The organism is Streptomyces sp. NPDC096048 (genome assembly GCF_044763415.1).
Taxonomy (GTDB): domain Bacteria; phylum Actinomycetota; class Actinomycetes; order Streptomycetales; family Streptomycetaceae; genus Streptomyces.
On record NZ_JBIWGG010000002.1, the window covers coordinates 68,933 to 89,024 of the forward strand.

Annotated in this window: 14 protein-coding genes and 3 tRNA genes; 12 read left to right on the plus strand and 5 right to left on the minus strand. The window is 73.7% G+C overall.

All coding sequences use genetic code 11. From position 1 onward, the window contains the following. Positions 1-105: 105 nt before the first annotated feature. On the minus strand, positions 106-3,750 hold the full coding sequence (locus ACIQ6R_RS04855; protein ID WP_404218749.1) for a S8 family serine peptidase: 3,645 nt from the start codon (positions 3,748-3,750) through the stop codon (positions 106-108). Between the two features lie 222 nt (positions 3,751-3,972). Here ACIQ6R_RS04855 and ACIQ6R_RS04860 point away from each other — a divergent pair, with 222 nt between their 5' ends. The 8 genes from ACIQ6R_RS04860 (at position 3,973) to ACIQ6R_RS04895 (ending at position 14,816) form a co-directional block, all read left to right on the plus strand. Beyond that, entirely contained in the window at positions 3,973-4,332 is a 360-nt protein-coding gene (locus ACIQ6R_RS04860; RefSeq protein WP_404175097.1) for a CU044_2847 family protein, read from the plus strand. Beyond that, positions 4,329-5,981, plus strand: coding sequence for a trypsin-like peptidase domain-containing protein (locus ACIQ6R_RS04865; protein ID WP_404218751.1), 1,653 nt, complete (start codon positions 4,329-4,331; stop codon positions 5,979-5,981). The genes ACIQ6R_RS04860 and ACIQ6R_RS04865 overlap by 4 nt, the downstream gene beginning before the upstream one ends. Positions 5,982-6,033: 52 nt before the next feature. Next, positions 6,034-7,059, plus strand: coding sequence for an AAA family ATPase (locus tag ACIQ6R_RS04870; protein ID WP_404218753.1), 1,026 nt, complete (start codon positions 6,034-6,036; stop codon positions 7,057-7,059). Then, complete coding sequence (locus ACIQ6R_RS04875; RefSeq protein WP_404218755.1) at positions 7,059-10,946, plus strand: SAV_2336 N-terminal domain-related protein; 3,888 nt, start codon at positions 7,059-7,061, stop codon at positions 10,944-10,946. Before ACIQ6R_RS04870 ends, ACIQ6R_RS04875 begins: the two co-directional genes overlap by 1 nt. A 133-nt stretch (positions 10,947-11,079) precedes the next feature. Next, positions 11,080-12,129, plus strand: a complete 1,050-nt coding sequence (locus ACIQ6R_RS04880; protein ID WP_404175108.1) for a rod shape-determining protein — start codon at positions 11,080-11,082, stop codon at positions 12,127-12,129. Positions 12,130-12,234: 105 nt separating this feature from the next. Continuing rightward, a complete protein-coding gene (locus tag ACIQ6R_RS04885) occupies positions 12,235-13,671 on the plus strand; it encodes a GAF domain-containing sensor histidine kinase (protein ID WP_404218757.1) in 1,437 nt (478 codons plus the stop codon). Between the two features lie 234 nt (positions 13,672-13,905). Further along, complete coding sequence (locus ACIQ6R_RS04890) at positions 13,906-14,601, plus strand: ANTAR domain-containing protein (RefSeq protein WP_404218759.1); 696 nt, start codon at positions 13,906-13,908, stop codon at positions 14,599-14,601. 65 nt (positions 14,602-14,666) lie between these two features. Beyond that, positions 14,667-14,816, plus strand: a complete 150-nt coding sequence (locus tag ACIQ6R_RS04895) for a hypothetical protein (protein WP_404175116.1) — start codon at positions 14,667-14,669, stop codon at positions 14,814-14,816. Between the two features lie 24 nt (positions 14,817-14,840). Here ACIQ6R_RS04895 and ACIQ6R_RS04900 read toward each other — a convergent pair whose 3' ends face one another. Continuing rightward, a complete protein-coding gene (locus ACIQ6R_RS04900; protein ID WP_404218761.1) occupies positions 14,841-15,827 on the minus strand; it encodes a helix-turn-helix domain-containing protein in 987 nt (328 codons plus the stop codon). 503 nt (positions 15,828-16,330) lie between these two features. On the opposite strand from ACIQ6R_RS04900, the gene ACIQ6R_RS04905 reads away from it, so the two are divergent. Beyond that, on the plus strand, positions 16,331-17,044 hold the full coding sequence (locus ACIQ6R_RS04905) for a hypothetical protein (RefSeq protein ID WP_404218763.1): 714 nt from the start codon (positions 16,331-16,333) through the stop codon (positions 17,042-17,044). A gap of 84 nt (positions 17,045-17,128) precedes the next feature. After that, a complete protein-coding gene (locus ACIQ6R_RS04910; RefSeq protein ID WP_404175125.1) occupies positions 17,129-17,581 on the plus strand; it encodes a hypothetical protein in 453 nt (150 codons plus the stop codon). 111 nt (positions 17,582-17,692) lie between these two features. On the opposite strand, the gene ACIQ6R_RS04915 is transcribed toward ACIQ6R_RS04910, so the two are convergent. The 3 genes from ACIQ6R_RS04915 to ACIQ6R_RS04925 form a co-directional block, all read right to left on the minus strand. Continuing rightward, positions 17,693-17,766 (minus strand) — tRNA-Ile (locus ACIQ6R_RS04915). 177 nt (positions 17,767-17,943) lie between these two features. Then, positions 17,944-18,016: transfer RNA gene (locus tag ACIQ6R_RS04920), tRNA-Asn, on the minus strand. 5 nt (positions 18,017-18,021) lie between these two features. Next, positions 18,022-18,094, minus strand: a tRNA-Asn gene (locus tag ACIQ6R_RS04925). 150 nt (positions 18,095-18,244) lie between these two features. Between ACIQ6R_RS04925 and ACIQ6R_RS04930 the strand changes: the two genes are divergently transcribed. After that, a complete protein-coding gene (locus tag ACIQ6R_RS04930) occupies positions 18,245-18,550 on the plus strand; it encodes a YtxH domain-containing protein (protein ID WP_404218765.1) in 306 nt (101 codons plus the stop codon). 73 nt (positions 18,551-18,623) lie between these two features. Beyond that, positions 18,624-20,078, plus strand: coding sequence for an FGGY-family carbohydrate kinase (locus ACIQ6R_RS04935; protein ID WP_404175130.1), 1,455 nt, complete (start codon positions 18,624-18,626; stop codon positions 20,076-20,078). Positions 20,079-20,092: the final 14 nt, after the last annotated feature.

The window sequence follows — 20,092 nt, forward strand, 5'->3', positions numbered from 1 at the left end:
GACATCCTCGCCGGCCTCGTCCACTTCGTCGGCTGGCTGGTCTGACGGTCCGAGAACCACGGCGGCGCCGCCTCCCCGTCCCAGGGAGGCGGCGCCGTCCGCGTGTCACCGCACGGCCACGGCCCGCACGATCTCCTGCGTGACCGAGCCGCCCCGGTCGTCGCGCGCGAAGGCCCGCAGCGAGACGTGCCCGGCGTCGCGGGGCACGCTCAGCGTCCCGTGCCAGGACGCCTCCCCGTCGTCCTCCCCGTCGCCGTCGCGCAGCCGGACCTGCCGCCAGGTCTCGCCCTCGTCGTACGACACCTCCAGCTTGCCGCCGCCGATCGCCCCGGTGTCCGGGGCGCCCGCCACGTACGCCGCGCCGATGCCGACCCGCAGCCTCTTCCCGCCGCGCACCTCGCCCGCGAGGTCGGTGCCGACGTCGAAGGAGAGGTTGATCAGGGGGAGGTGGGTCCAGCGGTCGTCCGGAGCGGCGGCCGAGCGGAAGGTCCACTCCGCGTGCCCCTCGGTCCCGAGGCGCCAGCGATCGGGGTCGAGCGCGGTGTCGGTGACGAGCCGGTACGTGTGCTCGTCGGCCGGCGCGTCGTCCACGTACGCGGCGGAACCCGGCCCCTGGCCGACCAGTTCGCCGTCCAGGTACACCGACGTGGTCTGCGACATCCCGCTGCCCTCGCTCCACACGTCGCCGAAGCCGGTGTGGTCGGGGCCGGAGTCGCCCCAGCCGGGGGCGTTGAACTGGAGCCGGTTGCCCGCGCGCTGCTGTCCCCAGCCGAGTCCGGTGCCGAGGTACGGGTGCCACACGGGCTTGAACCAGTTCAGCTCCGTACGCGCCCCTCCCTCGTACCGGACCGTTCCGGACCGCTGCTCCAGCGCGCCGTCGGCGGCCGTCACGGACTCGTGCCACAGCTGGCCCGGCCCGGTCGACACGTACTCGGTGCGCTCGACGGGGTAGTCGATCCGCTCCCGGAAGCCGATTCCGATCGGGAACGCGTCGGTGATCGAGTACCGGAACTCGCCGCCGCTCGCCGGTTCGGCCGCGTGGTACCTCGTCCGCAGCGTGGCGAGATCGCGACGTCCGGGCTCGTAGGTGAGGTCCCGGTCGGGAACGGCGCCGCGATGCCCCTCGGAGAGGTCGTACGTGTAGGGCGTGTCGCGCGTCCCGGTCATGTCGACCCGACCCGCGTGCCGCAGCCGCTTCGCGTCGGCCGCGCTCACGGTGGCGATCTGCAACGGCCGGTCGGTGTTGTCCGCCGTGCCCCACCAGGCCATCAGCCGCCCCGCCGCGCCGTCGGTCACGAACAGCGCCCTCACGCCCGCGTCCTGGGCCGCCTGGGCGAGGTCCGCCGGTTCGGTGCCCTCGGTGAGCCGGGCCAGGGCCGCCTTGCCCCGGACCGCGTCCGGGAAGGGGCCGTCCCCGACGTCGACGAGCGGCATCCGGCCGCGCCCCTCGATCAGGGTGCCGCCCGACTGGACGACGGCCTCACCGATCCCCTTGACCTCCAGCATCGGCTTGCCGAGCCGCCACACGGTCCGGTACTCGAAGTCGCCCTCGGTGACCTTCCCGCCGGTGGGCGCGGCGAAGACGCTGTCGTACGTCAGGGGCACCTGGACCGCGCCGAACAGGTCGGCGCCGTTCGCGCTCCGGTGGTACTCCATGAGCAGCTGCCGTGTCTCGGTGCGCTTGTCGACGTCGGCGCTGATCTCGCGCAGCTCGCGTCCGTCGAGGGTGATCTCGCGGTTCCGGTCGACGACGACCTCGGGCGCCGCGAGGAAACCCAGTCCGAGCGAGTCGGCGCCGTGGCCGCCGCGCACGTCGAGGAAGGAGGTCAGGCTGTACGTCCCCGGCGCGAGCCGCAGCTTCAGGGTGCCGGAGTCACCGACGTGCGCGGGGAAGGGGTCGACGCCCTCGGCGAGCCGCTGGACGACCAGGTCGGCCGGGGCCGAGGCGCCCGCCCGGTCCTTGACGTGCACGGTGAGCGTGTACCGCTCGTCCTCCTTGACCATCCCGAACGCCGTGTGCGCGACGGGCGTGCCGTCGGCGACGGACGCCACGATCCGGCCGCTCGTCGTGCCGACCGGCGCCTTGGCACCGTCGCCGGTGACGGTGGTGGCGGCGGTGCCGTGCGCGGGCACGGTGAGGGCGGTGTCGGCGAGGGTGGCGACGCCCTCGGGCGCGCCCCGCACGGACAGGTTCAACTCGACGGGGGTGTCGGAGTCGTTGGTGTAGGTGACGGCCTGGGTGACCGGCTCGTTTCGGTCGTACGGCCAGGAGTGGAAGCCCAGGTCGGCGCTCCCGGTGGCGGTGACGTCGGCGCCGACGGCGTCCGGCACGCTGACCCGGCCCGCGCCCAGCCGGTAGGCGGACGCGTCCAGCTCCTTCGACGTGGACATCAGCGCGTCCTTGAGCCGCGCGCCGGTCCAGTCGGGGTGCCGCTCGGCGAGCAGGGCGGCGACCCCGGCGACGTGCGGCGTCGCCATCGACGTACCGCTCATGGAGGTGTAGTCGCCGCTGCCCTCGCTGAGCCGGGAGCGGGCGGCGAGGATGTCGACGCCGGGGGCGGACAGGTCGGGCTTGAGCGCGTTGTCGCCGTGGCGTGGTCCCGCGCTGGTGAAGTAGGCCGCCTCGTCGGCCGGGTCGACGGCTCCGACGGTCAGGGCCGCGGCTGCGGCACCGGGCGAGCCGATGGAGGACGGGGCGCCGGTGTTCCCGGCGGCGATGACGAACAGGGCGCCCGTCTCACGGGACAGGGCGTTGACGGCCCGCGCCATCGGGTCGGTGCCGTCGCTGGGCTCGGTCGAGCCGAGGCTCATGGACACGATGTCGGCGTCCACGTCCCGGGCGGCCCACTCCATGCCGGCGATGATCTCCGACTCGCTGCCCGAGCCCGAGTCGTCCAGGACCTTGCCGACCGCGAGGGCGGCGCCCGGCGCGACGCCCTTCTCCTTGCCGTCGGAGGCCGCGCCGCTGCCGCCGACGGTGGAGGCGACGTGCGTGCCGTGGCCGTGCCGGTCGGCGACCTCCTCCCCGGCTATGAAGCTCCGGCTCCGCGCGACCCGTCCGGCGAGGTCGGGGTGGCCCGCGTCCACGCCGCTGTCCAGCACGGCCACGGTGACGCCCTTGCCGGTCAGCCCGTTCCGCCAGGCCTCGGGGGTACCGATCTGCGCGTTGGACTCGGCCATCGCGGCGGTGACCCGCCCGTCGAGCCACACGCCGTCGACACCGGCGCCGCGACGGGTGAATTCCCGCCAGAAGACACGCCCCTTGTCGGCCTCGACGGCGGCACCGTGCACGCTGGGCAGGGCCCGCGTCCGCTCGGCCCCGGGCGGGGTGGCGGCCCGTGCGCCCTCGTCGTAGGTCACGATCAGCGGCAGTTCGCCGGTCTCGGCGTCGGCGAGCCCCTGGTCGAGCAGCTCGTCGACGTCGAAGAGACGCTCGTCGAGGCTGCCGTCGCGCAGGTACGGCAGTGCCTCGTCCGGTACGACGGTGGTCCGGCCGTCGGAACTACGGGTGTGCACGGCGCCGGTGGCGCCCTCGGGGCGCTCGACCGTGACGGTCCTCCGGCCGCCGCCGAGGTCGGTGACGGTCACGCGGTCGCCGGTGACGAGGGTGACGGTGCGGGCGGCGGCGGCCGGGGTGCGCGCCGTGTCCGGGGGCGGCTCCTGCGCCGCCGCCGTCCCGGCCGGCAGCAGCGCGATCACGAGCCCCGCCGACAGGAGGGTCGCTCCGCGTCTGACTGGTCCTCTGCTCATCCACGCCTCTCTTCGTATCGTCGTAGAGTGCTGCGACGAGTGCTGGGAGAAGTCTCAGGTGGCTCGTGGGACAACGGAGTTGACCGGAGGTGGCGGATTGGCGCCCTGGCGGGTTTCCGCCAGAGCGGCGGTGGACCGGAGGCAATGGGCGGGACAGGGCCGAGCACCGTCCGTCACAATGACCTTCCGCACAGGTACGGCAGACGGGGAGCGAGCGGCGTCATGGACGGGTGGGTCGAGTTCAGGACCGAGGACGGCATGCGGGTGGTCGTCGAGGGTGTCGAGGACGAGGACGGCGCGCGGCTGGTCTCGCGCGGCGACGGACCGGCCCAGGCGGCACGCACCTTCGAGGGCTCCCTGGAAGGCGTGCGGGCGGCGGCCGAGTCCGCGCTGCGGGTGTTCCGGGACGGCTCGCTCAGACCCGATTCGGTGGAGCTGGAGTTCGGGGTGAAACTGAGCGCGGAGGCCGGCGCGATCATCGCCAAGGGCTCGGCGGAGGGCCATCTGGTGGTGAAGCTGAGCTGGGCACCGGAGCCGTCCCCGACGCGGCCCGAGGAACCGGAAGCCGCCGGTCGGTCATGACCGGCACCGCGTGGCACGCCCGAGTCGAGTGCGGCAAGGAGGTCGGCGCCGGATTCCTCGTCTCCGCGCGCCGGTTGCTCACCTGCGCCCATGTCGTCAGGTGGAGCGGCAGCGCGACGGTGACGGTGTCCTTCCCGGGCCGCCGGGACCTGGGCGAGCTGTCCGCCACGGTCGCCGTGCACGGCGGCTGGCAGGGCGGCCCCGCCGACCTCGGCGACCTGGCCGTACTGGAACTGGACCGCGAGGTGCCGCTCGCCCCGGCCGTCTTCGCCCGGCCCGGCTCCGAACAGGCCGCGCCCGCCCCCGAGCTGGTCGCCTACGGCTTCCCCAAGGGGTACGACGAGGGCATGCTCGCCGCCTACCGTGCCCTGCCCGGCCCGCTCATCTCGGACGAGTGGGTCCAGCTGGAGGCTCTCACGGCGCACGGGCAACCGCTGGCCGCCGGGTTCAGCGGCGCGGCGCTGACGCTGGCCGACGGCACGGTCGTCGGCATGGTCACCGCGGTCGCGGGCGCCAAGGACGTACGCGTCGGCAGAATGCTGCCCGTCGAAGTCATGGCGCGCTACTGGCCGGAACTCGGCGAACTGGTGCCCACGCCGGGCCACCGGGCGGACGCGCGCCGCCGGTTGTACGCGTTGGTACGCCGGGCCGAGAGCACCGGCCTGACGTGCGACCCGAACCGGCTGTACGTCTCCGCCATGGACCCCTTCGACCCGCCGCCCCCGGAAGGGGGCTTCGCCTCGCTGCGGGAAGCCGCCGCGTACGTGCAGTGGGAGGTGCCGGAGCCGGGTGCCGTGGCCCGGTTCGCCGACCGGCTGGAGGCACTGCTGCACGCACCGCCGCCGCGCCCCGCGACGTGGTCGCCCATCGTCGTGGAGATCGATCACAGCGGCGTCGGCGCCGACCAGGTCACCGTCGAGGTGTCCGCCTACCGGGACGGGCAGCGCCGCCCGGTGGGCACGCGCCGGCTGGCCAGGAGCGCGGTGCGGTCGTTCGTGCAGGAGCGCATCGACGAGGCGTTCACCCAGCTCGATCCCGGCGCCGAGGAACTGCTCACCTTCGTGCTGCCGCGCGAGTGGCTGAACGAACCGGTGGCGCACTGGGCGTGCAGCGAGGACGACCCCACGCCGCTCGGCTGCGCCTACCCGCTCGTGGTGACCGACCGCCACCGCCACCGCAGCGGACGGCTCCGCCACCAGTTGCGCAAGAAGTGGCGCAAGCTCGGGGTCAGCACGGGCGGCACGCTGTACCGCGTCGACTGCGGCACCCGGGAGCGCCCGGCCGGCCTGCGCATGCGGCTGCGGGACGACGCGGAGCTGGCCGGTTTCGCCAGCTCGCCCGCGGCGGCCCGGGAGCACTTCGAGGTCGGTCTGCACGTCCCCGTCCCGGTGCTGCTGTGGTCGCGCAGGGGCTGCCCCGGCGACGGGCACGACGGCCCCTGCTCCGGTACGGCGTTCCTCGACGAACTCGCCGTGTCCGTGGCCGGGGTGCCACCGTCCGAACTGCCCCGCCTGGTCATGGAGCTGCGCGAGGCCGCGGACGCGGCCGACGTCCCCGACGAGCACTGGGCGAGAGACGTCCAGCTGCTGTGGGACGACCCCCGCTGCTTCGCCGAACCCACCGCCCTGCTGCACTCACCGGTCGGCTGAACCGCCGCCGGGACGAACCGCCCGCCGCACCGATCGCTCGGAGAGAAGAACCATGCCCCTGTGGCCCGTCTACACCGGTGCGCCGGCCCCCCACGACGGCATCACCAAGCTGCCCCCGCCGCCGCCCTGGCGGGCCTTCGACGGCCATCCCGTGCTCGACCCGCCGGACGAGGACGGCGACGCCCGGGCCGCGTCGCCCGACCGCGTCCACCGGGCCGCGACCTACCAGGCCTCCGCGCACACGGTGCAGTTGGTCAACGCCGCCCTGTACCTGCGGCGCCCCCTGCTGGTCACCGGCCCGCCCGGCACCGGCAAGTCGTCCCTCGCCTACGCGGTCGCCCGCGAACTGCGCCTCGGCCCGGTCCTGAGGTGGAACATCACCAGCCGCAGCACCCTCCACGACGGCCTCTACACGTACGACCCGCTCTCCCGGCTGTACGCGGCACGCCACGCCACCGAACGTCCCGACGACCCGGCGGCCGGTACGGGCATCGAGAACCACCTGCGCCTCGGCCCGCTCGGCACCGCCCTCCTCCCCTACGCCCGCCCGCGCGCCCTGCTCATCGACGAGATCGACAAGAGCGACCTCGACCTGCCGAACGACCTGCTGCACGTCCTGGAGGAGGGCCAGTACGAGATCCCCGAACTGGTGCGGGCCTCCCGGGACACCCCCGACGGGCGTGCCGAGGTGCTGATCGACGGCACCGACCAGCGGGTGCCCGTCGAGCGCGGCCGGGTCCGCTGCAAGTCCTTCCCCTTCGTCGTCCTCACCAGCAACGGCGAGCGCGAGTTCCCGCCCGCGTTCCTGCGCCGCTGTGTCTCGCTGCGCCTGCGGCAGCCGGACGACGCGCACCTCACCGAGATCGTCCGCGCCCACCTGGGAGAGCCCGACGGGTACGCGCAGCAGCTGATCGACCGGTTCCTGTCCCGGGTGGGCAGCGGCGAACTGGCCACCGACCAGCTCCTCAACGCGATCTACCTGGCCCGTTCCTCCGGCCTGGGCACCGACTCGCTGGACGAGCTGGCGGAGCAGCTGATGCCGTACCTGGGCCGGTCCCCGCAGCCAGACGCCTTCTGATGCCCGCCGACCGCCCCGGCGCACCGGAGCCCCTTCCCCGTCTGGCCGACATCCTCGGCCGGGCGGCCTCGGGCGTCCGCCCGACCCCGCTGGAGCTGGCCGAACTCCTCTGGCTGGCGGGGCAGATGGAGCCCGGGGAGCCGGACCGTCCGACTCCGGCGGCTCCGGCGACTCCCCCTGCCGAGGCGGAGCCCGCGACGCCGGCACCACCGCCCGCACCCCGGGTGACGCCGGAGCGGCACCGGCAGGGCGGGCCGCGCCGACGCGACCGGCCGCAGGAACCGCCGCCCGCACCCGAGGCACGCACCCCCCTGCGCCTGCCGTCCCCGGCCCCCGCACCGGGCACCTCGGCGGCCGAACCGCACAGCGCCCTGCTCGCGCCCGCCCCGCCGATGCTGCGGCACACGCTGGCCCTGCAACGCTCCCTGCGTCCGCTGAAGCGCCGTACCGACGCGCCGGTGGGGCACATGGTGGACGAGGCCGCGACCGCCGACCGCATCGCGCGGATGGGCGCGGGACCCGAGTGGTGGCTGCCGGTGCTGCGGCCCGTGCGGGAGCGCTGGCTGCGGCTGAACCTGGTGCACGACACGGGCCCCACGATGCCCGTCTGGCAGCCCCTGGTGCGCGAACTGCACGCCACGCTCGCCCAGTCGGGCGTCTTCCGCACGGTCACCCTGCACCGCGCGGAACCCGACGGCACCGTCCGCGGCGACGGAGCCGACGCGCCCGCCGACGGCCGTACCGTCACCCTGCTGATCAGCGACTGCATGGGCCCGCAGTGGCGCGAGGGCCCGGCCGGCACCCGGTGGTTCGGCACCCTGCGCCGCTGGGCGCGCCGGACGCCCCTGGCCGTACTCCAGCCGCTGCCCGAGCAGTTGTGGCGGGACACCGCCCTGCCGCCGGTCCCCGGCCGGCTGTCGGCACCGCACCGGGCCGCGCCCAGTGCGTCGCTCGCCTTCACGCCGTACGACGGCACCGCGCCCGGGGCGCCCGGGAAGGCCGTGTACGTGCCCGTGCTGGAACCGGGACCCGAGTGGCTGGCGAACTGGGCCGCGCTGGTCGCGAGCCCGGGCGGCACCGAGTACCCGGGCGCCGCCGCCGCACTGCACCGCCCGTTGCCGGCCGACGTCGACGACCGTACCGACGTGGCGCGGCTGTCCGCGCAGGAGCTGGTCCTGCGCTTTCGCGCGAGCGCGTCGCCCCAGGCGTTCCGGCTGGCCGGGCACCTCGCGCTGGGGCGTCCGGACCTGCCGGTGATGCGGCTGGTGCAGGCCGCCGTCGAGCCGCACCCGCTCCCCCAGCACCTGGCCGAGGTCATCCTCAGCGGCCTGCTCACCACGGTCGCCGGGCCGCCCGGCTCGTACGCGTTCCGCCCCGGCGTGCGCGACCTGCTGCTGCGCGGTCTGCCCCGTACCGCCCGCAACCGCACCCACGAACTGCTGCTGCGGACCGGCGGCCTGATCGACGAGCGGGCGGGGCGGTCGCCCGGCGAGTTCCGCGCGCTGATCCCCGACCGGGACGGCACCGAACGGGCCGACGGGAACGAGTCGTTCGCGCGGATCAGCCAGAAGAGCGCGCGGCAGCTGGCGGCGCGGGAGCGGCCAGCGGCCCCGTCGCCCTTCCCGCCCGCGCTGGGCGCGCGCTACCGGCCGGTGCGCCGGCTCGCGCCGACCGGGAGGATGTGGCTGGCCGAGGACACCGGGGAGAACAGGACGGTGACGGTCCGGCTGCACGACGCGAACACCGACCCGGCGTCGCGCGAGGCGTTCCTGCGCGACGCGCGCCGCCTGACGGAGATCGCCCACCCGAACGTGGTCGCCGTCCTCGACCGCGGCATCGAGGACGACATCCCGTACGTCGTCATGGAGCACCTCGACGGCATCGCCCTGAACGCCCTCACCCGGTCCGGCGGCCGGCGGCTGCCGATGCCGCTGACGGTGTCGGTGGGGGCGCAGCTGGCGACGGCGCTCGCCGCCCTGCACGAGGCGGGCGTCACGCACGGCGGTCTGGAGGCCTCCCGGGTGGTCCTGATGCCGGACGGCACGGTCCGGCTCAGCCTCTTCGAACCGGGACGCACCTCGGGCCCGGCGGGCCGCTCCGAGGACCTGCGGGCGCTGTGCGACGTCCTGCTGATGCTGACATCGGGGACCTCGCGCCTGACGGTCCCGATCGACTCCCGCCACCTCGACCGGCTGCCCGGCAGTCTGCGGATCCACTACGCGCACGCCTTCGACCAGCTGATGTCCGCCTCGCCTGCGACCCAGAGCCAGGGCCTGGAGCTGCTCGCGGATCCGCTGCCGCCCGCCCGGGCGGCCGAGGCGTACGAGCGGCGCCGGTACCACGTCCTGGGACCGCTGCGGGTGCGGCTCCCGGACGGCTCCCCCACGCTGTCGCCGGACACCCGCGCCCTGCTCGCCATGCTGCTGCTCAAGCACGGCCGCACGGTGACGCACGAGGAACTGCGCTGGGGGCTGTGGGACCCCGGCGACGAGCCGCGCAACCCGCGGGCCGAGGTGACCCGGCTGGCGACGCGGCTGGCGGACGTCCTGGGGCCCGGCGTACTGGCGACACCCGCCCACGGCTACGCCCTGCACACCAGCGCCGACCAGGTGGACGTGGTGCACTGCGACGAGCTGGTACGGCGCGCCGACGCGGCGCGGCTGGACGGCGCGCACGCCGAGGCCCGCGACCACGTCACCGAGGCGCTGGCGCTCTGGCACGGGGACGAACCGCTGGCGGACGTGCCCGGCCCCGCCGCCCGCACCGCCCGCACCCGCCTCGTCCGGCTCCGCCTCGCCCTGTACACCAAGCGCGCCGAACTCGACCTGGCCCTCGGCGAGTACGAGCGGGCCTCCACCGACCTGGCCGGCCTGCTGCACGCCCACCCGCACCGGGAGGACTTCCGCCGCCTGTATCTGATCGCCTTGCGCCGCCAGGGCCGCGGCGAGGAGGCCCTGGCGGTGTACGAGGAGTACGAGCTGTCCGGCGGCCGGAGCCCGGCCCTGGCGGCGCTGGGCCGGGAACTGCGCGAGGAGCACGACGAGCCGGCGGACGACGCCCCGTGGCAGGCGTACGAGGACCCGCCGCACCCGGGCGGCCCGGAAGGCGCCGTGTCCGCGCCGGACGAGCTTCCGGAGGGTCCCTTCCCCACGGAGGACGATCTCTGGACACCCCTGCTGGGGGAACCGGAGATGCCGGCCGAGGAGGAGCAGCCCCGCACACTCGTCGGGAGCGCCGCGTGGGGCGGCGGTCCGGACGACGATCCGGACCTCGACCCCGAGGCGGCCCTGGAGAGAGCGGAGCTCCTGGCGGAGGTCGCGGCGGCAGAGGAAGCCGCAGGGGACGGCGACTTCGACACCGACTTCCGCGACTGCGCCCGCTACGCCTCCGCAGACGGCCCCTTGGACGGCGAGGACCGTTGGATCCTGCACGGCGTGGTCACGGACCTGCTGACGGACAGCGGGCTCCACGGTGAGGCGTACGAACTCCTGGACGATCAGGACGATGGCATCCTCGTGCTGCTGGCGCCGCGGGTGGCTGCCTCCCGCCTCCTCCGGGCGACCGTGCGGGGTCTGCCCGGGCACCTGGCACGCGTGGGCGGCCTGCGGGTGCGGGTCGAGTTCTGGCAGGTGGAGTTCCGCACGGACGGCGGGGAGGAGCAGGTCTTCCGCGCGGACGCCGGGTCGGTCGACGCGGCCCTGGACACCTCCGGCGCACAGGCGATCATCGCCCTCTCGGACTCCCTGTACTACGACGCGGTGTACGAGGACGAGATGTACGAGGACGAGGAGAGCGACGGCGTCCCCGCCCTCGCCACGGACGCGTTCCGGCCGCTGGGCGGCGACAGGGGTTGGTACCGCACGGTCGACGGGGCCCGTGGCCGCTGATCGCACACCCCCCATTCAGCGGCCCCCCGCCCGGCCCTCTCCAGAAGGCGCCCGCCCCGGCCCGCGCGCACGATGCCTAGGAGGCCGGCCACCGGGCGGCCCCGCACGGTCCGCGCTCTCGGGAGGATCTGCCATGACCGCCAGTACCGCCAGTCTGGAGCAGCTGCGCCGCTGCCACTTCGCCGTCGATCTGGGCGCGGCGCGGACCCGCGTGTACGTCAAGGGTGCCGGACTCGTCGTCGACCAGCCGTCCGCCGCCGCGGTCAACACCCGCACGGGTGCGCTCATCGCGGTCGGCGAGTTCGCGGAGAAGATGACCGGCCGCACCCCCGCCTACATCCGCGTCGTGCGGCCCGTGTCCGGCGGCACGGTCGTCGACATCGAGATGGCCCAGCGCATGCTGCGGCATCTGCTCGGCGACAAGATCCGCCGTGCCCTGCGCCGCAAGCCCCGGCTGCGTGCCGCCGCCTGCACCCCGCACGACGCCGATCCGCTGGCCCAGCGGGCGGCGATCGAGACGCTGGTCGGGCTCGGGGCGCGCCGTGTGGAACTCGTCGACACGCTGATCGCCGCGGCGGTCGGCTGCGGACTGCCCGTGGAGCAGCCCGAGGCGACCATGATCATGGTGTGCGGGGCGCACGCCACTCAGGTCGCGGTGCTCTCCCTCGGCTCGATCGTGACCGCCGAACGCATCCCGGTCGGCGGTGAGGCCGTGGACCACGCCATCGTGCAGCTCCTGCGCCACCAGCACGAACTGGTGCTGCCCAGCCAGTCCGTACGTCCGCTGCAACTCGCCCTGTCCGGCAACGGGCTCACCCCGCAGGGGCCGACGACCACCGAGATCCACGGACGGGACGTGGCGACAGGACTCGCGCGCAGTGTGCGCGTCGACACCGCCACCGTGCGCAACGCCATCCAGACGCCGCTGACGGCCGTGCTCGACGGGATCGGCAAGGTGCTGCGGGACTGCCCGCCGGACCTGGTCGCGGACCTCGCCGACCGCGGCATCATGATGGTCGGCGGGAGCGCGCTGCTGCCCGGCTTCGACCAGATGCTGCGTCAGGCCACGGGCATGCCGGTGCACATCGCGGAGCGGCCCGACGTGTGTGCGGTCCAGGGCCTCGGCACCATGCTGGAGGGCCGCGTCGAGCCACTGGCCCTGAACCCGGCCTCGGCCGACTGACCGGCCCATCGGCCCACCGGCCCACCGGCCCACCGGCCCACCGGCGAGCGGAGCGGGGAAGCCGGGAAGGCGCGGAGACCGAAGAACCCGAGGAAGCCGGACGGAATGACCGCGCAGCCCGCGTCCCGACTGACCCGCCTCCTCGAAGCCGTCCTGGGCGTCGGCACCGACCTCGATCTCCGCAGCACCCTGCGGCACATCGTGGACCGCGCCGCCGAACTGACCGGTGCCGCCTCGGCGGCCCTGACCACCGCCGACCCGGGCCGGGACGGCCTCGCCGAGATCCGCACCCCGGGCCCGGACGGCGTACCGGAGCCGGCGCCCCGGCTGCGGATGCCGATCCACGTGCGCGACGGTGAGCGCGACGAGAAGTTCGGCGAGCTGTGCCTCGTCCCGCGTCCCGGCGGCGGGCCGTTCACCGCCGAGGACGAGCAACTGCTGCGGGTCCTCGCCACGCAGGCCGGCATCGCGATCGGCAACGCCCGGCTGTACGAGACGGCCCGGCAGCGCGAACGCTGGCTCGAGGGCGCGGCGGCCGTCACCACCGCGCTGCTCACCGAGGACAGCGCCGACGAAGCGCTGACGACGGTCGCCGAACGGGCCCGGCTCCTCGCCGGCGCCAGCGCGGGCGTGATCCTTCAGCCGACCGCCGAGGGCGGCATGGAGATCGTGACCGCCTCGACGTCCGACGACCCGGACGGCATCGTCGGCGCGGCCATCGCGCCGGGCAGCCCCGTCCTGGAGCAGCTCCTGGGCGGCGAACCAGTGTTCATCGCGGACTCGGCGACCGATCCGCGCATGACGACGCACGTGCGGCACCGGTTCGGGCCGAGCATGATGCTGCCCCTGCGGGCGAGCGGCCGGCTGATCGGCACCCTCGCCCTCCCCCGCCGCCGCGGCGAGAGCCCGTACACGGCCGTCGAACGGCTGCTCGCCACGCAGTTCGCCTCGCAGGCCGCGCTCGCCCTCGTCCTCGCCGACGCCCGGCGCGGCCGGGAGCGCCTCGCGGTCTACGAGGACCGCGACCGCATCGCCCGGGACCTGCACGACCTGGTGGTGCAGCGGCTGTTCGCCACCGGCATGATGCTGGAGTCCACGCAGCGCCGCCCCGGCGCCGAGGACGTCCGTGACATCCTCGGCCGGGCGGTGGACGAACTGCGGTCCACGGTCCAGGAGGTCCGTACGACGATCTTCGCGCTGCGGCAGCCCCCGGCCGGCCCTCCCGCCGGACTGCGCGGCCGGGTGCTGCGCGAGACCGCGTCCGCCGCCGCCCTGCTCGGCTTCCCGCCTTCCACGCGTTTCACGGGCGCCGTCGACACCCGAGTACCGGACCGGGTAGCGGACCGCCTGCTCACCGCCCTGCGCCGGGCCCTGACCGACGCGGCCGGACGGCCGGGCGTCTCCCGTGTCGAGGTCGCCGTCGACGCGACCGGCGCTTCGCCGGGCGGCGGGGACGCGGTACGGCTGACGGTCAGCGACGACGGCGAGACCGGCGGGGGCGGGGGCGGGGGGACGACGGTCACGTGGCGGGCGCCGCTGTGAGCGTGCGGGGAAAGGAGCCGGGCCGGAGCCGGCGGACAGCGCCTTTACCCAGCCATGGACGGGTCATTCCCCGGCCCCGGGTGTACTCCTCGGACGGGCGGGCAGGTGCACCGACAGCGGCACCGGACAGCCGCGGACCGGGGCCCGGTCCGCGGTCGGTCCGAGGCCGACGGGGGCTGTGCGACGTTGGCGAACGTCTGTCAGGTACGAAGCGAGGACGGACAAGGCGGTGACATGACCCCATCGGCACCACCACGTCTGGCGGGGAGGCCGGCCACCCTGGTCATCGACGGCCAGGTGGACGCCGGCCGGGCGCTGCTGGTTCCGCGCGGAGAGCTCGTTCACGGGTGCGCGGACATCCTGGCCGAAGCGCTGGCCGCGCTGCCGGCCGACATCGACCGGGTCGACCTGGACATGGGCGACGTGGTGTTCATGGACACGGCCGGGTTGCGGTTCCTGGACCTGCTGGGCGGCTACAGCCACCGGCAGGCGGTGCCGGCGACGGCGACGAACTGGCACGGCCAGCCGCTGCGGATCCTGGAACTCACCGGCCTGGACACCACCGACCCCCTCCGCGACACGGCCCACCGGCCGGAGCCCGAGGCGCGGCCCGCGACCGCCGCGGCCCCCTCGTCGGTGGCGGCGGAGCGCTCCGAGCGGCTGCACGTCCTCCAGGAGGAGGTGGAGCAGCTGCGCCACGCGATCGCCTCCCGCCCGGTCATCGACCAGGCGCGGGGCGTGCTCATGGCGCTGCACGCCTGTACGTCGGAAGAGGCGTGGCACATCCTGCGGGAGGCCTCCCAGCTGTCCAACACCAAGCTGCGCACGGTCGCCGCGGCGGTCACCGCCAGCGCCGAGAGCGACGGCCCTCCCCCGCCGGCCGAGGTGCGCACAGCCCTGCGGACGGCACTGGGCAGGCTCGGGAGCTGAGTGGTGCCGCCGGCCACGGACGGGTACCCGGCCCGGGATCCCGTCCGGCACGAGGAGGCACCACGATGAGTGATCAGACCCCGTCCCAGGCGGAGGGCGAACGCGACGACGAGCGGAACGACGCCCCGGGCCCGCCGCACACCACTCCCTCCCAGGCGGAGGGCGAACGCGACGACGAGGAACCGGACACGGTGGACGACGTGAAGCGTCGGTGACCCGGCGACACCGTCGGCCGGATCTCAGGGCACGTCGGCCCGCGCGGCGACGGTCCGTACGGCTCTCCCGCGCCAGGGGGCGGGGCGGTGCTGCTCCCGCCAGTCCCGCGGTGAGATGCCGTAGGCCTGTTTGAACGCCTTGCTGAAGTGGGTCGCGTCCACGAAGCCCCAGGCACGGCCGATCCCCGCGATGGTCCGCACCCGGCCGCTCGGACCGGCCAGCTCCCGCCTGCACTCGGCCAGGCGGTGCGCGCGGATCCAGTCTCCGAGGCTGATGCCCGACCGTGACAGCACGGTGTAGAGGTGGCGGACCGAGATGCCGTGCGCGGCGGCGATGCGCGGGGCCGACAGCCCCGGGTCGGCCAGGTGCTCACGGATGTACTGGGTGATGCGCAGGCTGAGCGGCACCTCCGACATCGCTGCCCGGACGAGGTCGGCATCGCCGGACTGGGAGGTCACGACGGCCCGGAGGAGCTCCACGCTGGGTCCGACGATCGCTTCGCCGTGCTCCCCGCCGCGTAATTCCTCGCTGGCGGCGAGGTGGGAGAAGTACGTGAAGGCGAGGCGCGCGGTGGGATTGCCCGGGCCGAGGGTGATGGCGGCGACATCGCGCAGCACCCGCTCCGGAAGGGCGAGCGCGGCACGCGGGATGCGCAGGGAGAGATAGTCGAAAGCCTTCTCGAAGCGCAGCGTGTACGGAGCGGTCGATTCGAAGACCACCAGGTTCCCCGGCCCGATCAGGCACTGGCGGTCGTACTGGCCCACCAGGTTGGTGCCGGCCACCTGGAGTCCGAGGAACACCGCCGGCTCGGCGTCCTCCCGGGCCAGCCGCTCCGTACGGCGCAGGGACACCGGGGTGCCCTGGGCGGAGCAGACCTTCATGGGTCCCACGGTGCCGAGTCCCATACGGGCTCCGATGGCCTCCTGGGGGGCGTGGTGATCTATGTCGACCCGGGAGAAGGACTTCCACAAGGCGTGCCGGATCGTGTCCTCGCGTTCCCGCGGTGCCATGACCGAAGTGTCGAGTGTCGCCCCCTGGCCGGCTCCGGGCCCCGCCCGCTCCGGGGCTGACGCGACGACGCGGTGATCTGTTCCCCCCACAAGCCACCTCTCCCCACGCTTGCCTCCCGCACCCTCACGGATATCAGGATGCGGCTTGCGGCACCCGCCGCACAAGGCACAGAACGTGACCGGTGGCCGACTGCACAACTGACAAAGATCCGTGCGCGCACGACAAAGTCCACTCGCCTCGGCACCTCTAGTCTCCTGGATCGGAGCGCAGCGAAGAGGGAAAGAGGAGGCACCGGGTGCGGGGGAAGAAAACCGTTCTGCTTTCGGCCGTTCTCATATCCTGTCTGACCGCCGGCTGCACTTCCGAGAGCGGAAAGCCGACGAAAACGGAGCGGCCGCATCAGGAAAGGGCTGCCGCCCAGCCGGGAACTCCGGTCAGGGACCTGACCGCCGCGGAGGAAGTCGAGATCGACCGCGCGGAGGAGGGACTCGTCCGGCAGTGCATGCAACGCCAAGGCTTCCGCTATTGGCCGGGGCCGGTGGCGAGCGTCGCGGAGCGCAAGGCCGGCGGGTATGTCGTCGACGACGTCGACTGGGCCCGCCGGTACGGCTACGGCCGGTCGTTCGACGCCGCGGCCGAGGAGGCACGCCGCAGTCACCCCAACATCACCTACGCCAACGCACTCCCCGAGAAGGAACGCATGCGCTACTCGAGAGCGCTCGACGGGGACTTCGATGACACCCTCACCGTCGAGCTGCCGTCCGGCGGCTCGGTCCGCACCCCGCGCACAGGCTGCTACGCGGAAGCCAGGGAACAGCTCTACGGCGACCATTCGGCCTGGTTCCGCGCCAAGAAGACCGTGACGTCGCTGACGCCCCTGTACGTCCCGCGGATCCTGCGGGACGAACGTCTGGTCACCGCTGTGACGGCGTGGTCGCACTGCATGAAGGGTGCGGGGGAGCCCTTCGAAAGCCCTGACGAGATCCGCCGGAAGCGGGACGGCCTGATCAGGGGAATGAGCGAGTCACAGGCCCGGAAAGCAGAAACCGCGCTGGCCGTGACCGAGGCGGAATGCGCCCGGAAGACCTCCCTCGGAAAGATCGCGCGTGCCCTTGAGAAGGAATACCGCGAACGAACCCTGCGCGACTACGCGGAAGAATTCTCCGCGTACCAGCGGATGAGGATGTCCGCCCTCGCACAGGCCGGAGACCTCTGAGTCCGGAAGGTGTTCCCACCACAGATTTCCGTGGCGTTCCGGTCACGGAAAGTACCGATCGACCGACAGCCAAGGAGTTCACCCATGAGGAAACTGCCCGCCGCACTGACCGTCATGGCCATGGCCGCTCTCGGAACCGCCCTCCCCGTCTCCACCGCGCACGCGGCCGCGACCTGCTCCGACAACTACTCGGGCGCGACCTCCGGCTACATGTACGCCTACGACTACGCCTACTGCGACGGATACCTCGGCAGGGCCTCGGGCAACGACTCCAACTGGGGTGACAGTGGCGGAAGTTTCCAGGGCGGAGACACCAACAAGGCGACGTCCATCCTCAACAAGGGAAACAGCTACGAGGTCCAGTTCTTCAACGGAACCGGAACGCAGTGGAGCGGCGGCAACATCTGTCTCTCCCGCAACGAGGGTTACGCCTCCGACCTCACCAACGACTTCTTCACCAGCGGCTACCGGGTCAGCAACGCCATCAGCTCGCACCGCTGGGTGAGCGCCGGCACGTGCAGCAAGTGGGCCGTCTGACCTCAGCGACGACGCTCACACCGTGCGGGGACGCCACTGGCCGGCGTCCCCGCACGCGCGTTCAGGGGCCGGACGCGCAGGTGAAAACGTTCCTGCGCCAAGATGCTGGAGTGGGGCGGGTGGGACTCGAACCCACGGCCGACGGATTATGAGTCCGCTGCTCTAACCGGCTGAGCTACCGCCCCATAGCGGCGTGTCGCGTACAGGTGTGCGCGCCGTCTGCCGCAGCATAGCCGCTCATACGATCTCCTGCCTCGGGTGGTCGGCTGCCGCGACGCCTTCATGACCTTGAGGACTCCGCAGCGTGCCGCGTGGTTCCCGGACATGAAAAAAGACCCCCTGCGGGGCCCTCCTTCACCATGCTCCCCCGACTGGACTCGAACCAGTAACCTGCCGGTTAACAGCCGGCTGCTCTGCCAATTGAGCTACGGAGGACCGAGCTCCTCGGACTGGACTCGAACCAGTAACCTGCCGGTTAACAGCCGGCTGCTCTGCCAATTGAGCTACCGAGGAAGGTCTCGTACCGCATCGAACGCACTTACCTGGGTATCCGCCAGGGGGCGCGCGCTCGCTGCGACACATACATTAGCGCAAGCAGGGGGGTGCTCCGCCAATCGGTACTCCCCGGCACCGGGGATCAAGAGCAAGGGAAGGGTGGCCGCCATGCGTTACCGGCTCACGTTCGTCGTCGGACTCGCGGTGGGATACGTGCTGGGCACCAAGGCCGGCCGGGAGCGGTACGAGCAGTTGCGGAATTCCGCCCGTCAGGTCGCGCAGAACCCCGCCGTACGCAACACCGCCGAGTCCGCGGCCCAGCAGGGCAGGCACTTCGCCGACAAGGCGTACTCCGCGGTGAGCGACAAGGTCGGGGACCGGATGCCCGACTCGGTGGCCCAGCGGGTCCGCTCCCTGCGCGAACGCAACACGAACGGCAGCGGCGCGGACGACTGGGGCACGAGCAACACCTGAGACGGGTGCCTCCACCGGGTCTCGTGCCCCCACCGGGTACGGACACCGCTCACGGTGCGGCAGAATTTCGGGTATGGGGATAGTCGCCGGGTTGGACAGTTCGCCCGATTTCACTCGTATCGTCGTCTGCGATTCGGACACGGGTGCCGTGCTGCGGCAGGGCTACGCGCCGCATCCGGTGGAAAGCCCCGAAGGCGGGGGCCGTCCCGCGGACGTCGATCCGCAGGCCTGGCTGCTGTCCCTCGGGGAGGCCGCCGGCGGCGGCCTGCTGGAGGGCGTGCAGGCCATCGGCGTGTCCGCGCAGGCGAACTCGGTCGTGCCGCTGGACTCGCAGGGCAACACCGTGCGCCCGGCCATGGTGGGCGGCGACAAGCGCTCCCAGGTGGCCGCCGCCGACCTGATCGACGCGCTCGGCGGGCGTGAGGCGTGGGCGCACGCGGTCGGCTCGGTGCCGCAGGCCGCGCAGCCGGTGACCAAGCTGCGCTGGCTGGCCCGGACCGAACCCGAGGCCGCCGCCCGGACCGCCGTACTGCTCCAGGCCCACGACTGGCTGGTGTGGCAGCTGCTCGGGCGGCCGGTCCGCAGGACCACCGACCGGGGCGGAGCGTCCGGGACCGGCTACTGGTCGGCGGCGAGCAGCGGCTATCGGCCCGATCTGGTCGAGATGGCGCTCGGGCACCAGGTGATGCTGCCGGAGGTGATCGGCCCGGCCGACGCGGCCGGCACGACGCCGGAGGGCCTGCTGATCTCCGCCGGGACCGGCGAGACGCAGGCCGCCGCCTTCGGGCTGGGGATCGGGCTGGGCGACGCGGTGGTGTCGCTGGGCGCTTCCGGATCCGTCATGGCCGTGCACACCGAACCGCTCGTCGACCAGACCGGCATGATCACCGCCCTGGCCGACGCCACCGGCATGCACCTGCCGGTCGTCACCACCCTGAACGCCGTACGGACCCTGCGGGGCACCGCCGAGCTGCTCGGCGTGCCGGACCTGGAGAGCCTGTCCGAGCTGGCGATGAAGTCGACGCCGGGCTCGCACGGGCTGGTGCTGCTGCCCTACCTGGAGGGCGAGCGCACGCCGAACCTGCCGCACACCGCCGGCACCCTCGCCGGCCTGCGGCGCGAGTCGATGAAGCCGGAGCACCTGGCGCGGGCCGCGTTCGAGGGCATGCTGTGCGGTCTCGCCGACGCCCTGGACGTGCTGCGCGGCCGGGGCGTGGACGTGCGGCGGGTCTTCCTGCTGGGCGCGGCGGCCGAGCTGCCGGCCGTGCAGGCGGCGGCGCCCGCGCTGTTCGGGACGCAGGTCGTCGTGCCGCAGCCGGCGGACTACGCCGCGATCGGCTCCGCCCGGCAGGCCGCCTGGGCGCTGGGCGTGTCCCAGGGCACGCTGGACCCGCGCACTCCCCCCGTCTGGCAGGGCGCGGTCGCGCAGGTGCTGGAGCCGGGCGAGGAGCTGGCGGTGGGGCAGGCGGTGCGCCAGCAGTTCGTGTCGGTGCGGGAGCAGACCCACCCGGGCGCGCTGCGCACGTGAGGAGCGACCCCCGC

What these genes read in the sequence shown, in the direction of transcription:
- ACIQ6R_RS04875 (WP_404218755.1), top strand. Translation starts at nt 7,059, where the DNA reads ATGCCCGCCGACCGCCCCGGCGCACCGGAGCCCCTTCCCCGTCTGGCC.
- ACIQ6R_RS04895 (WP_404175116.1), top strand. Translation starts at nt 14,667, where the DNA reads ATGAGTGATCAGACCCCGTCCCAGGCGGAGGGCGAACGCGACGACGAG.
- ACIQ6R_RS04865 (WP_404218751.1), top strand. Translation starts at nt 4,329, where the DNA reads ATGACCGGCACCGCGTGGCACGCCCGAGTCGAGTGCGGCAAGGAGGTC.
- ACIQ6R_RS04930 (WP_404218765.1), top strand. Translation starts at nt 18,245, where the DNA reads ATGCGTTACCGGCTCACGTTCGTCGTCGGACTCGCGGTGGGATACGTG.
- ACIQ6R_RS04905 (WP_404218763.1), top strand. Translation starts at nt 16,331, where the DNA reads ATGCAACGCCAAGGCTTCCGCTATTGGCCGGGGCCGGTGGCGAGCGTC.
- ACIQ6R_RS04910 (WP_404175125.1), top strand. Translation starts at nt 17,129, where the DNA reads ATGAGGAAACTGCCCGCCGCACTGACCGTCATGGCCATGGCCGCTCTC.
- ACIQ6R_RS04860 (WP_404175097.1), top strand. Translation starts at nt 3,973, where the DNA reads ATGGACGGGTGGGTCGAGTTCAGGACCGAGGACGGCATGCGGGTGGTC.
- ACIQ6R_RS04880 (WP_404175108.1), top strand. Translation starts at nt 11,080, where the DNA reads ATGACCGCCAGTACCGCCAGTCTGGAGCAGCTGCGCCGCTGCCACTTC.
- ACIQ6R_RS04885 (WP_404218757.1), top strand. Translation starts at nt 12,235, where the DNA reads ATGACCGCGCAGCCCGCGTCCCGACTGACCCGCCTCCTCGAAGCCGTC.
- ACIQ6R_RS04855 (WP_404218749.1), bottom strand. Translation starts at nt 3,750, where the DNA reads ATGAGCAGAGGACCAGTCAGACGCGGAGCGACCCTCCTGTCGGCGGGG.
- ACIQ6R_RS04870 (WP_404218753.1), top strand. Translation starts at nt 6,034, where the DNA reads ATGCCCCTGTGGCCCGTCTACACCGGTGCGCCGGCCCCCCACGACGGC.
- ACIQ6R_RS04890 (WP_404218759.1), top strand. Translation starts at nt 13,906, where the DNA reads ATGACCCCATCGGCACCACCACGTCTGGCGGGGAGGCCGGCCACCCTG.
- ACIQ6R_RS04900 (WP_404218761.1), bottom strand. Translation starts at nt 15,827, where the DNA reads ATGGCACCGCGGGAACGCGAGGACACGATCCGGCACGCCTTGTGGAAG.
- ACIQ6R_RS04935 (WP_404175130.1), top strand. Translation starts at nt 18,624, where the DNA reads ATGGGGATAGTCGCCGGGTTGGACAGTTCGCCCGATTTCACTCGTATC.